This is a genomic window from uncultured Campylobacter sp., assembly GCF_938002845.1.
In the GTDB taxonomy this organism is placed as follows: Bacteria; Campylobacterota; Campylobacteria; order Campylobacterales; family Campylobacteraceae; genus Campylobacter_B.
Genome location: NZ_CALKZP010000050.1, coordinates 113,910 through 126,384, shown reverse-complemented (window position 1 = coordinate 126,384; position 12,475 = coordinate 113,910). Strand labels below are relative to the sequence as shown.

Annotated in this window: 13 protein-coding genes; all 13 read right to left on the bottom strand. The window is 48.1% G+C overall.

Annotation, left to right across the window (positions count from 1 at the left end; genetic code table 11):
• Positions 1-185: 185 nt before the first annotated feature.
• The gene (locus Q0224_RS08265; RefSeq protein ID WP_297950454.1) at positions 186-725 is read right to left on the bottom strand and encodes a hypothetical protein; all 540 of its coding nucleotides are present in this window, start codon (positions 723-725) and stop codon (positions 186-188) included.
• A gap of 19 nt (positions 726-744) precedes the next feature.
• Positions 745-1,902 carry a DNA polymerase IV gene (locus Q0224_RS08260; protein ID WP_297950452.1) on the bottom strand — a complete coding sequence of 386 codons (1,158 nt, stop codon included), beginning with the start codon at positions 1,900-1,902 and terminating at the stop codon, positions 745-747.
• Positions 1,899-2,900 (bottom strand): bifunctional 3,4-dihydroxy-2-butanone 4-phosphate synthase/GTP cyclohydrolase II, encoded by a 1,002-nt coding sequence (locus Q0224_RS08255; RefSeq protein WP_297950450.1) that lies wholly within the window; start codon positions 2,898-2,900, stop codon positions 1,899-1,901. Before Q0224_RS08255 ends, Q0224_RS08260 begins: the two co-directional genes overlap by 4 nt.
• A 15-nt stretch (positions 2,901-2,915) precedes the next feature.
• Complete coding sequence (locus tag Q0224_RS08250) at positions 2,916-3,752, bottom strand: WG repeat-containing protein (RefSeq protein WP_297950448.1); 837 nt, start codon at positions 3,750-3,752, stop codon at positions 2,916-2,918.
• Positions 3,753-3,767: 15 nt separating this feature from the next.
• Positions 3,768-4,256, bottom strand: a complete 489-nt coding sequence (locus Q0224_RS08245) for an HIT domain-containing protein (protein WP_297950446.1) — start codon at positions 4,254-4,256, stop codon at positions 3,768-3,770.
• Between the two features lie 983 nt (positions 4,257-5,239).
• Positions 5,240-6,034 carry an indole-3-glycerol phosphate synthase TrpC gene (trpC, locus tag Q0224_RS08240; RefSeq protein ID WP_297950444.1) on the bottom strand — a complete coding sequence of 265 codons (795 nt, stop codon included), beginning with the start codon at positions 6,032-6,034 and terminating at the stop codon, positions 5,240-5,242.
• Between the two features lie 2 nt (positions 6,035-6,036).
• A complete protein-coding gene (locus Q0224_RS08235) occupies positions 6,037-7,881 on the bottom strand; it encodes a hypothetical protein (RefSeq protein WP_297950442.1) in 1,845 nt (614 codons plus the stop codon).
• Entirely contained in the window at positions 7,860-8,219 is a 360-nt protein-coding gene (locus Q0224_RS08230) for a YkgJ family cysteine cluster protein (protein WP_297950440.1), read from the bottom strand. The genes Q0224_RS08235 and Q0224_RS08230 overlap by 22 nt, the downstream gene beginning before the upstream one ends.
• On the bottom strand, positions 8,212-9,372 hold the full coding sequence (locus tag Q0224_RS08225) for a methyltransferase (RefSeq protein WP_297950438.1): 1,161 nt from the start codon (positions 9,370-9,372) through the stop codon (positions 8,212-8,214). Before Q0224_RS08225 ends, Q0224_RS08230 begins: the two co-directional genes overlap by 8 nt.
• 77 nt (positions 9,373-9,449) lie before the next feature.
• Positions 9,450-10,397, bottom strand: coding sequence for an NAD(P)-binding domain-containing protein (locus Q0224_RS08220; protein ID WP_297950436.1), 948 nt, complete (start codon positions 10,395-10,397; stop codon positions 9,450-9,452).
• A gap of 330 nt (positions 10,398-10,727) precedes the next feature.
• Positions 10,728-11,576, bottom strand: coding sequence for an energy transducer TonB (locus tag Q0224_RS08215; protein WP_297950434.1), 849 nt, complete (start codon positions 11,574-11,576; stop codon positions 10,728-10,730).
• On the bottom strand, positions 11,573-11,956 hold the full coding sequence (gene exbD / locus Q0224_RS08210; protein ID WP_297950432.1) for a TonB system transport protein ExbD: 384 nt from the start codon (positions 11,954-11,956) through the stop codon (positions 11,573-11,575). The genes Q0224_RS08215 and exbD overlap by 4 nt, the downstream gene beginning before the upstream one ends.
• Positions 11,957-12,376 (bottom strand): TonB-system energizer ExbB, encoded by a 420-nt coding sequence (exbB, locus tag Q0224_RS08205; RefSeq protein WP_297950508.1) that lies wholly within the window; start codon positions 12,374-12,376, stop codon positions 11,957-11,959. It lies immediately after the preceding gene.
• Positions 12,377-12,475 lie beyond the last annotated feature (99 nt).

The following is a 12,475-nucleotide window of genomic DNA, read 5'->3' as shown; positions in this document are numbered from 1 at the left end:
ACAGCAAGGCAGACACTTTACATCCGTGCAGATAAAATTCACCTGCCTCGCTTAGCAGCTTGTCGCACCCGCAGGAGCTGTACCGGCTACAGCGCAAGAAACCCCGAAAGCAAGCTCCAGACTTATCTCTACATAGCGCTTTTCTGCACTGAGCGCGCAAAAATACCGAGCGCGCGTTCTAAATTCTAAATTCTAAGTCCCAGCGTCTCTTTCACCACGCGGCAAAAATCCGCCAAAAACCACCCGAGCGCCTTGTAGTAGCTGCTTTTAGCGTTTATCTGCACGTACGTAGCAAGCGCGGAAAAGCTAGGAATGATAAATTGCGCCAGATATAGCGTCAAAATTTTATGCGATTTCGCGTCCGTGTTTTGCTTAAAGATCATGGCAAGAAGTGCTAGCATATTGGCCGCGTGAGCGCTTTTAAGCTCCGTAAAAGGCTTTTTGAAGCGGCATTTTTCATAAAACAGTTCCACTTCGCTTTCGCTTATGAGCTTGAAAAAATCCATCTCAAACGCCCCTTTTAGCGCCTCAAAATCGCGCCCTAGCGCCGCGTAGTCCTCGCCCTGCACCTTTTGCCAAAGCTCGTGGCCGTTTTTGTTCTCGATATTTTTGTTTACGATGATCCAGTTTTTACCCAAGCTGCGCAACTTCTGCTCATCTATCACGCCCCTGAAATTCGTCGCGAAGATTATGCAGATCACCGAGTATAGCTCGCCTAATTTCATCTTTTTCCTTTAAATTTAATCAAATTTCGCTCGCTTTTTTTAGCTTTTCGATGCCGAATTTTTCCCAAATCCTGCTTAAAGATCGATCTAAGCTCTGCTGCTTTTTATCGATCTCGCCAAAAAGTAGCGAGCCGCCCGATTTGCCGCCGAAATTTGAAAGATTTAGCGCTACGTGGATTATCTGCGCGCCTTTTTTCACGTCGCAGAGCTTAAACAGCTCAAGCGCGGTCTCGCTTAGCAAATTTAAACTAAACGCCCTATCCTGGCTGATCTGGTGCGAAAACTCCTCGCGCGATTTGTAGCGGATCTTTAGATCATACGTCGCAGGTTTTAGCCCCCTTGCGAGCACTTCGCCCGCCAAATGGCGCGCCAAAATTAAAATTTTGCGCCGCAGCTCGTTCCGATCGGCGCACGGCGCGAAGCTGCGCCCAAAGCCGATACTCTTGCGCTCGCGCTTTGAGACGACCTCGCCCTCATCCTCGCCGCTAAGGGCTGCGAAAATTTTCCTGCCGTTTGCGCCCATCTTTTCAAAAATTTCTCTGTGCCCTAGCGCGTCGCCGAAACTTACGATACCATATTTACCGAGCGTTTCTTGCGCCGCTTTGCCGATGCCAAAAAATTTCGCTACCGGTACGGCGGATAGCTCGCGCGCGATTTGCGATTTTAAAATTTGCCGCACGCCGAAGGGCTTAGCAAGGCTCGTGGCGAGCTTTGCGATCAGTTTTGCTTCGCTAAGACCTACGCTGCACGGAAGGCTAAAGCGGCGCATAATCTCGCTTTGCAAAAACGCAGCAAAGCTCAGCGCGTCCGCGTCGTAAGCCGTGCCGCGTAAATTTAGAAAAAACTCGTCGATGCTAAATTTTTCGATCTCGGGCGTAAAGCTTAGTAAAAACTCATAAATTTCGCGTGAAATTTTTCGGTATTCGCCGTGCTGCGAGCGCACTAAAATCAGCTGCGGGCAGAGTCCGAGCGCGATTTTAACGGGCTGAGCCGAGTGCACGCCGTCCGCTCTGGCCTCATAGCTCGCGCTTAAAATCACGCTGCCAAGCTCGCTCTTTCCGCCGAAAATCTCCTCGTCGCCGCCTCCGACGACCGCGATCTTTTTGCCCGCAAGCGCGGGATCGGCGAGCCTCGCAACCGAGACGAAGAAGCTGTCCAAATCGATGTGGGCTATCAAACTATGTCGATCCCGAATCCGCTAAGCCCCGCGTAGTCTTTCGGCTCGCTCTTGCTTAAAATTTTGATTTTTCTAACGCCCAGATGCGCTAAAATTTGCGCTCCGATGCCGAAGCTCTTAAAATCGGCGCGATTTTGCGCGGATTTTAGCATCAAAAGCACGCCGCCTTCTTTGCGCAAAACATCCAGATCGCGCATGAAATCGTTAAATTTCGCATCGCTTAAAAACTCCAGATCGCTTGAAATTTTATGAAATTTTACGTTTGTCTGTGCGCTCTTTCCCAGCTCGCCGAAAATATAGGCGCGGTGCTCGTTGCTCTCGTGATCGCTCACGTCGTAAAATTTCGCCGCCTCGCCGCACAGCAAAGCGCTTTTTGGCTCGCTAAATTTAACGAGAGTTTCGTGTTTTAGGCGGTACTGCACGATCTGCGCGACCGAGATCATATTGATGTCGTGCTGCGCGCAGAATTTTTCCAGATCGTCCCTGCGCGCCATATCGCCGTCGTCTTTGACGATCTCGCAGATCACGGCGCTTTGCGAAAGCCCAGCCAAGCGGCATAGATCCGTAGAGCCCTCGGTGTGCCCCGTGCGGGCGAGCACGCCGCCGCTTTTGGCGATGAGCGGGAAGATATGCCCAGGGCGGACGAAATCATCCGCGCGAGCGCCTACGCGCGACATCAGCTCGATCGTCATATTGCGCTCATACGCGCTTACGCCCGTCTTGGCGCCCTTCGCGTCGATCGTGACGGTAAAAGCGGTCTCGTGGCTGGAGGTGTTTTTATCGACCATCAAATTCAGATCTAGCTGCTGCGCAATCTGTGGGCTAAGCGCCACGCACAACACTCCGCGAGCATGCGTGATCGCAAAATTTACCTTTTCCGCGCTGCTAAAGGTGCTCGCAAACACCAAATCGCCCTCATTCTCGCGATCGACGTCATCGACCATAACGAGCATTTTGCCGTTTTTCAGATCCTCGATCGCTTGCTCTACGCTAACCATCATCTCTCCTTAAATTTAAGATATTATTTTGCCGTTTTTATCAACGATTATTTCGCGACCGTCTAGTATGATTTTGACGTAGTCGTCGCTTAAAACTTTCACAAATTCTACTTCGTCATAAAACACCGGCTTTAAAATTTCATTATCCTCATCGTCCAGCAGGCCCCATTTGCCGTCTTTTTTGACTTTAACATATCCTTCGTAATATTTGATTTCGTCATAATATCCGCACAAGGTATTGTCGAAATCCCAAACAAGCTCGTATATACAAGACACTACCTCTGTGCCCGTTTTATCGATAAAGCCCCATTTGCCGTCCTTTTCAATCTTTGCTAAGCCTTCGCAAAAACTCCCGGTCCGATCATATATGCAAGGAATAACTTCTTTTCCCGTTTCATCGATATATCCCCAATAATCGTTCTTTTTAACGTCCGCCAAGCCTTCGCGAAAAACGCCAACATCATCATATATACAAGGAACGATCTCTTTGCCGGTTTTATCGATAAAGCCCCAATAGCCGCTTTTTTGAACTTCCGCCAGTCCTTCCTCAAAATTATAAGCATCATCATATATACAAGAAATCACCTCTTTACCCGTTTTATCGATAAAGCCGAATTTATCGTTCTTATTAACCCACGCTAAGCCCTCGCAAAACTCCTCGGCCCGATCATATATGCAGAGAATAACTTCTTTGCCCGTTTTATCGACGAAGCCGAATTTATCGTTCTTTCTAACGCGTGCTAGGCCTTCGCTAAAATACGAAACGTCATCATAGATGCAAGAAGCTATTTCCTTTCCCGTTTTATCGATAAAACCCCATTTATCGTTCTTTTTAACCCATGCCGATACCATCTCGATCTTCCGAATTTAAATTCTAATCTCCGCGTAAGCAGCTTTTAGCTTCTCAAAAAGCGGGGCGAACGAAACGCCGTTTACGCGGACGTTTGCGATCGTCGTGATGAAATTCGTATCGCGCTGCCACCGCGGTACGAGATGATAGTGCACGTGCTCGGCTATGCCCGCACCCGCGGCGGCACCGAGGTTCATACCGATATTTACGCCGTTTGCGCCCAGAGTGCGTTTTAAAATCCCCACTCCGGCGCGCACGTAGCGGCTCATCTCCGCCCACGCATCGTCGCTAAGGCACTCGATATTATCGACGTGCTCGTAGGGTATGACCATAAACGCGCCCGGGCTGTAGGGGTAGAGGTTCATCACCCCGAAGCAGTGCTGCGCGCGAAAAAGCACGCCGTTACGATCGTCGAACGCCGCATCCGCCGCCGCGTCGCAGAAGGGACAGCCGCTTCTTTTTTCGGTAAAATACTCGCTTCGCCAAGGGGCGCAAAGATAATCCATCTCTTTTCCTTTCCGAAATTCCAAAATTCTATGGAATTTTAAAATTTGCGTTTCGCAAAATTCTATGAAATTTGGAATTTAAAACTTCTAAATTTCATAAAATTTTAAATTTACGCGGCCCGCGCTTGCTCGCACGATGCGGAGCTATGCGCGCGGCAGTACGCGCTCTTTACAAATCTCGTGCTGCGCAAGGCGCTTCGGTGCGCCATACGCTTCGCAGATCAAAGCGCACGGCGGGCGTTGGTGCGCATTTGGCAAACACTTATCGTGCGGCAAACATAGCGTCTAAAAGTCCGCACCGTAGCCGTTTGCGCGGCGCATTATAATAAAACTTTGACGCACTCACAGACGCGGTACGCGATGCCAAACCTGCGCCGCAATCACCGTCGCGACACGCGATAAAATTTAACGCGCCGCGGGCACGGCGCAGTCGTAATACAGCCGAAGTTCAATCGCGGCGTATCGCAGCCCTGCTAAGCCCCTACGACGTCCGCTTTTGTGGTAGCTCGCTTTGCGCAGTTATCGCACGCGCAAGCTCCTCTGGGAGGCTTGATCGCGAGCTATGATTAAATTTACGGCGCCGTACAATCGCCAATACTGAGCTTGAGAGCGCGCGCTAGACATACAAGGCATTACGGCAAACGCGCAATCCTAAGCAGTCAAATTCCGCAAGCGCAAACCCGCCTGCGCGAAGCTATGCAAAGCGCAAATTTAAACCTCGCTCCGCAACCGCTCGCACGGCGCGCAATAACAAACTCACGATGCTAAAGCGCAACGTGGATGCTCGTACGGCGCGCAACACCAAAGCGCGGCATGCAATATTAGATCGCGCCGCGGCGCTAAATTTAAAGAGCCGTTAAATTTTAAAGTCCGTCGAATTCTACGAATTTTAAAATTTACTGCCTTAAAATTTCGCTCCATTCGCTAAATTTAACCACTCGCTTCGGGTTTAAGCTTGCGCGATCAAACAAACGGGTTTAAATTTAGCCGCCCGCGCCGAGCTTTATCTCACGCAGTGCCGCGCCGACGTCATTTTGGCGCATAAAATGCTCGCCGATCAAAAACGCATCGACGCCCGCCTCGTGCAAACTTAAAAGCTGTTCGTGCGAGTGCAGACCGCTTTCGGCGACGATGATCTTGCCGTTTGGAATCAGCGGGATTAGTCGCTCACTCAAGCTCGTATCGACCTCGAAAGTCTCTAAATTTCGATGGTTGATGCCGATAATATCGGCGCCTGCAAAGACCGCCTTTTTCAGATCATTCTTATCGTGGATCTCGCACAGCGCCTCAAGCCCCAGCCTGCGGGCAAACTCGAGCAGCTCTCTTAGCTGTTTGCCTTCCAGAGCTTTGGCGATCAGCAGGATAAAATCCGCGCCGTAAACCAGCGCCTCGAGAATCTGATAGCGATCGACGATGAAATCCTTGCGCAAAATGGGCGTGCGAGTGTAGCGGCGGATCTGCGGGATAAACTCCAAATCGCCTCTGAAATAATGCGGCTCGGTTAGCACCGAAAAGGCGCTCGCACCTGCATTTTCGTACTCCACGGCAAGGCTTAGCGGCTCAAAATCCTCGCGGATAATCCCCTTGCTCGGACTTGCCTTTTTGATCTCGGCGATGATGCGAAGCGGGTCCTTCTCATCGCTTCTAAGTGCCTTTATAACGTCACGCGGCTCGTAGGGATTGGCGCTTAGCGAGCGGCCGAGCAGATCCTCGGGCAGCTTTTCTTTGCGAAGCGCGAGATCCTCGCGAGTGCGTTTTAAAATTTCATTCAAAATCATCGCTACTGCTTTGGTGTCTGGATTTTAGAGCCGGTGGGCTCTTTCGACGTAGAATTTTGCTCTGGCATAAAATCCTGCCTCGATACGGAATTTTGTCTTGACGAGGCAGAATTCTGCGCGGCGGAATTTATAGGCGTCGCAAAATTTTCAGAAGCCGCGGAATTTGGTGTCTGGTTTTGAATCGCGGAATTTGCAGACCCGGCAGAATTTTGCGAAGCGGAGTCTTTTGGCGTTAAATCACGCGTTGCAGCGGAGCTCGGACGTGCGGAATCTAACACAGAGCTTTCGGGCGCCGTAGATTTTATGGAATCAGGCGCAGGAGTTTTTATTGCCGGGCTTTGCGGCGCCTGATCTTTCGGTGCGGAGCCTTTTATCGTAGTGGGGTTTTGCGATATAGAATTCTGCGGCGCTACGCCTGTGCCAGCGGCGCACGCATCGATCGCCTCTAAATGCTCTTTGCCTTCGGGGGAATTAAAAAATTCTGCGTCTTTGATCTTAGCCATTTCATTTTTAGCCTTGTCGCACTCGCCAAGCTTGTAGTATCCCCAGGCAAGCGAGTCCAGATAATACGGCGAGTCGGGGTCTTTTTGCAGGGCGCGGCGGACGAGCTCGATGCCCTTGCGAACGTCCAAATCGTGATCTATTAGGATGTATCCGTAGTAGTTTAGGTGCACGGGGTCTTTAAGCTGCGGCGCGATATTTTCAAATTTTGCCACTACGCTAGATAGGGTCTTGGCGTCCACGTTTTTGCCCGCACTTTCATATTCGTAGATCGCCTCGATCGCCAAAAAGTCGTAATTTTTGGTCTTCATAAACTCATCGCGTGCCATTTTAATCGCGGTTTTATAGTCTTTTTTATGCGCGTAGGCATCGATTAGAAGCTCGCGCTTGTAGTCGTATTTCTTCAAAAGCTCGATTATTTTATCAAAGTCGTTTGAGTAGTAATAAATCGCTATCATATCGTCCAAGAATTTATTATCCCCTTTGGCTTCATACAGCGCTTCATCGATCTTAGCGACATCCAAATAGCGCTTATTCGCGCGATACACATCAGCTAGCAGCTCGCACGCCATACCCTGGGCGCAGCCGTAGATGCGCCTGTGCGTCTCGATGATGCGGATCGCTCCGTCCGAATCATCGAGTTTATTTAGCAGCACGTCGCATAATCTGATGAGATTTTCGTCGGTTTTGTCTAGCTCATAGGCTTTTTCAAAGTAGGTTTTGGCTAAAGTAAAATTCTCCATCGCATAATATGTCGCCGCTAAGATCGCATAACTTCGCGAAACTGGATCTACGGTGACTAGCTTAAGAGCAGCGGTATTAGCGTTTAGATTATCTTTAATGCCTAAGTAGTAGCCGATCTTTACTCGCAGATACTCAGAGTCTGAGCTTAGGCTCTTTTCGCCGAGCTTTAAATAGCGCGCCGTATTTTTACGATCTTTGATCGCAAAAGCTGTCTTTAGCGCTTCTAACAGATAAACGGACGAGCCCGTTTTATTGTATGCCTTTTCGTATAAAAACATCGATGCGACAGGATCTTTATGCAGTAGCTCCAAAGCTGTAAGCAAATCAAAATTTAACTCGGCGTCCTCTTGCGCTCGCATCGCGTGGTTTAGCTTTTCTTTGGTTATACTTTTAGCGCTTACGCCGCGATTTATCAAGCTCTTTTTAATTGCATCTTTTGCACCGTTTTTTGTGCCAATGCTGGAATTCTTATCAGACGCCTTTTTATCCGTAACGGACTGCTTCGCTGCTGCAGCATTCGCCCCCCTCTCCGCACTTAGATACTGCGGCGCTAAAATCATCGCTGCGATTAAAATTCCGCTTAAAACCTTACCCCGATACATTCTTTCTCCAATTCTTTAGTATGCGTTTTAAAATATTCCCAAAACGGAAAGCTGCGGCACTGCTTCGGGCGCAGCTCGTAAATCCCGCAGTTGCGCTGTGTTTCGTCAAAAAACACGCACGCTAAGCCGCCTTCAAAGGGCTTTTCTTTTACGCTAAATTTAGCGCCTATTTTTTGTAAATAAATTTCTTTAAGCCTTGCAGGCGAAATTTTAAATTTTACCGCCAACGCCGCGATCTCACTCTCATCTATCCAGATGTAGCCGCTCTCTCCCGTGCAGCACTTACCGCCGCAGCGCTCGCACGCGCTTGCATCGAAGCTGAAGCTGAACTCACTCATAATCCACGCTCGTTAAATCCGCGCTTTTGTAGATCGCTTGGGCTTGTGCGGTGCGCCTTCCGTGCGCACTAGCATAGATCGGAATGGTGATCTCACAGGGCGAGCGCGAGTTCTTACGAGCCTGCAAAAGCGCGAGCTTAGCGGGCCTTGAAATGTCAGGATAGACAAAACCAAGCCTCGTCAAATTTAGCCTAAACTCGCCTAAAAGCTCGCAAATTTTAGCTAGCTTGCCCGCCTCATAGCAAAAAATAAGCGTACCGCCAGGCTTGAGATGAGCATTCGCAGATCGCACGAAATCCCGTAGGCTAAGGCTTGCTGCGCTCTTACTAAGCGCCATATGAGGCTCTTTGCTAAGCGAAATGCGCTCTCGATAAAAAGGCGGATTTGAGACGATAAAGTCAAAACGCTTTTTGCTTTTAAACTCCGCGAAATCCGCGTGCAAAATCTCGGCAGGCAGATCATTTTGCAAAGAATTTAGCCTTAAGATTTCTAAATTTCGCTCTTGAATTTCTAGCAAGCTTAGATTAATGCTTTTAAAATCGCGTTTTAGCAAAAGCCCTAAAATTCCACATCCTGCGCCCACATCCAGCACGTCGCCGTATATCGCTCGCGGATTTAGCGCGCTTTTTAAACTACGCTCATCGCAAACTGCAAAGCCGCCGTCACGCAAGCACTCCGCAGTAAAATCCGCGCGCACCTTGGCGTCTTTAAATTTGCTCGCGAAATCTTTATCGTGCGTCTTTTTAGATTCTAAAGGCTGCGCGATTTGCTCGTCACAAAATTTAAAATTTTCACCGCTTGCGATATCAGGCTTTAAAGCATACTGGGCTTCGTCGTTTTGAAAATCGGAATTTTTGCAGCGCTCGCTTTGAAATTTCGCCCAAAATGCCTCTTGAAATTCCTTTTTAAATTCCGCCTGAAGTTCAGCGCAGCCCGTATTGCTAACATCGTGATCGTTCTCCATGCTCTGGTTAGCGGCATACGACTCTTCTTCGCTAAAAGCGCAATCCTCGGCGCAAAATTCCGCTTCGCCGCCTGCGAAATCCGAAGCGCAAAACTGCGCATTAAAGCCTCCATCTGTCGCGTCTTTAAATTCCGCGCCACAGCCCAGCGCCCAAGAGCCATTTTGCGATGCTGCGTCAGCTTTGCGCACGCCTGAGCTCCTTATAAAATTCCACAAAAAAATCGTATCGCTCGTGTAGCGATAACCTTTTTTCGGCTGATAAAGCCTCATCTGCGGATATTTTTGATGATGGTATGAGCGTGATTTATCGCCACCACGATCGATCCGCCGCTTCTGCTGATGAGATCTCCGCCCACGTAAAGCCCACTAGTGGCAGTTTGAAGATTTTCATCCACGATCGGCACGCCGTTTTCGTCGTAAGCGATGCCGCATTTTTTAAGAAAATCAATCGGGCTCGTGCCGCCGATCGCGTATATCACGCGGTCAAACACGAGCTCGGTGCCATCATCAAATTTTACCAGCACCTTGCCGTTTTCATTCTCAAGAGCCTCTATATCGATGCCTAAACGCAAGATGATGTTGCCGTATTTGGTCTCGCGCATTACGTCGCTTTCGTTCGTCTCGTTTAGGCGGGTAAATTTAGGCTTGCGATAGCAAAGCGTTACGACATTGGTCTTACATAGCGCTATAGCGTATTCAGCGGCTGAGTTACCACCTCCGACGACTAGAATTTTTTCATTGATCGTGCATTTATCAAGATTGAAATTTACCCGTTGCGTGATCGAAGGCGGAATTTTATAAGCGGGCTTATTGGGCTTGCCCATCCTGCCAATTGCGACGATGACGTTGCGCGCGCGGTATCCAGCCGAGTTAGTCGTGATATAAAACTCATCTGCGTGCTTTTCGATCTTTTCGACCTCACTTTTGAAATTCGTATCGATTTCATCGCTATCTAAGAGCTCGTCGAAATAATTTAGCACGCTCTCTTTCGTGCCGGTTTCAAACGAAATAGAGCCACGCGTCTCGCTGTCAAAGCCCTTATATTCTTTATCGACGCGCTTTTTATCTTTGTAAAACTGCCTAATCGTTTGAGAGTGATTGTCGCCTTTTTCAAGCAGAAGTACGTGAGCGAGCCCGTTTCTTTTGGCTTCTACTACGGAAGCGATGCCGCAAGGACCGCCGCCGATCACCGCCAAGTCGTAAACGTCTATCATAAATTTCCTTTAATCTTTTAAATTTCATACGAAATTATAGTAAAAATTCCATTAAAATCAGTGGAATTTCCTAGCAATTTCGCAGCTTAAATTTAAAATTTTAACGCTTTAAGATGCTTGCTTAGCTAAATTTGAAAAGACATAATTTTCTCCGTTTAAATTTTAAATTTCACGGCGCCAATCCGTTTGTAAAAACTAGCGCGGCAGAAGCGGCGAATTTAAAATTTTACTTCGCCAAGATGGAATTTTGCGAGTTAAGATAAAGCGGCAAGAGCGGTGAATTTTTAAAATTTTACCGCTCCGGCAGAAGTTTTAGTAGAAGCTTTAAGGCTAGTTGAAATTTAGCGTATACTTTATGCTAAAGTTAAATTCCATATCTTTCTCGACCTTTGGAAAGCTACCTTTTGTGCGCTCGACTGCGCTTAATGCGCCCTCATCAAGTGAATCGACATTCGAGGAAGACGTAACGCGAAGACCCTTAACATCGCCACTTGCCGTATAGGTAAAGTGCACGCCTACGACGCCGATTTTACGCATACGTTGCGCATTTTTTGGATAATGCGACTGCGCGTAGCGAGAAATGATGGCGAAAATTTTCTTGCCGACATCGCTATTGCTAGGATCTCCGCGGCTTGTTATAGCGTCGCTACCACCACCTACGCTACTGGAACCGCCGCCCCCGCCGCTACCCAGTGAAATAGGCTTTGTCGGATCAAACTTCGCCGTTAAATTCCTATCGCTGCTTTGAACTTTATGCTCTTTTTTCGGCTTAGGTTTTTCGACCGGTTTTGGTTTTTCTACCGGCTTTGGCTTAGGCTTTTCGACCGGTTTTGGTTTTTCGACTACGGGCTCTGGTATAGGCTCCGGTTCAGGAATCGGCTCGGGCTCCGGTATTGGCTCCGGTTCAGGCGGAGTTGGTTCCGGTTCGGGCTCGGGCTCCGGCGGAGTGGGCTCTGGCTCAGGATCCGGTTCGGACTGATCGGAAGGAGGCGGGATATTGGGTTCATCGGAGATATCGCCCTGCTTGGCCTCATCCATTATGCTATCGATAGAAAAGGCTATCATATCGGGCATGCTAGGCGGCTTCGGTGCCGACGATAAAAGAACAAAAACACCTACAGCGATGATGCAATGCAGCACCAAAGATACAATGAAGCCTATTGCGCTATCTTTATTCATTGCTCTTTTTCGGTCACGATCGCAAATTTTTCATGGCCCGCCTTTTTTAGGACATCCATGATAGAAATGAAAGAGGAAAATTTCGAGTCTTTATCGTTTTTCAATACGACAAGATCGTTTTTATCGAGTGCGGCAATTTTTTTCTCAAGCTCATCCTCGCTTATTGTAATATCGTCTAGGTAAATTTTAGATTCACTATCCACTTTAATGGTAACTTTTTTATCCTCTTGCGGGTTTTGCGAGCTTGAAGAAGATGGAAGATTTACCTTAATATGCCCCTGCGCAATGAAAGTCGAGACACTAAGCACGATCGCTAACAGCACCAGCATAATGTCGATGAACGGGACGATATTTAGCCCGTCTCGTCTAGGAATGCTCATTTATTTAACCTCATCGTAGCGGTTTAGAAGCACATCTACCTTGCGGACGAAACCGTTGTAGATGATGAGCGTAGGTACGGCGACGACTAGACCGGTAGCCGTAGCTTTAAGGGCAAGCGAGAGACCTTGCATGATAGCCTTGGTATCGATACCGCTTGCGGTACTCATATCAAAAAAGGTGATCATAATGCCGATGACAGTACCTAAAAGACCGATATACGGGGCATTTGAATAAACGATGTAAAGCGTCGTTAGATTTTTTGTCAGAGCCTCTTCGTAAAGCGCCTTGCTTTTGTAATTGCTCGCCTTAACCTTCGAATAAAAAAGCAGCCTTTCGATAGTAAACCACACGACTAAAAAGCTCATAAATCCGAGGATTGCAAAGATAATGTAATCCACGTAATGCGCCAAAAATTCCATAATGCCCATAAGCTCTCCTTAAGAATTTTAAAATTTTATAAATTTAGCAGATCCATTTGCTAAAAAATGAGCGATTTTATCAAAAGTAGATTTAATTTT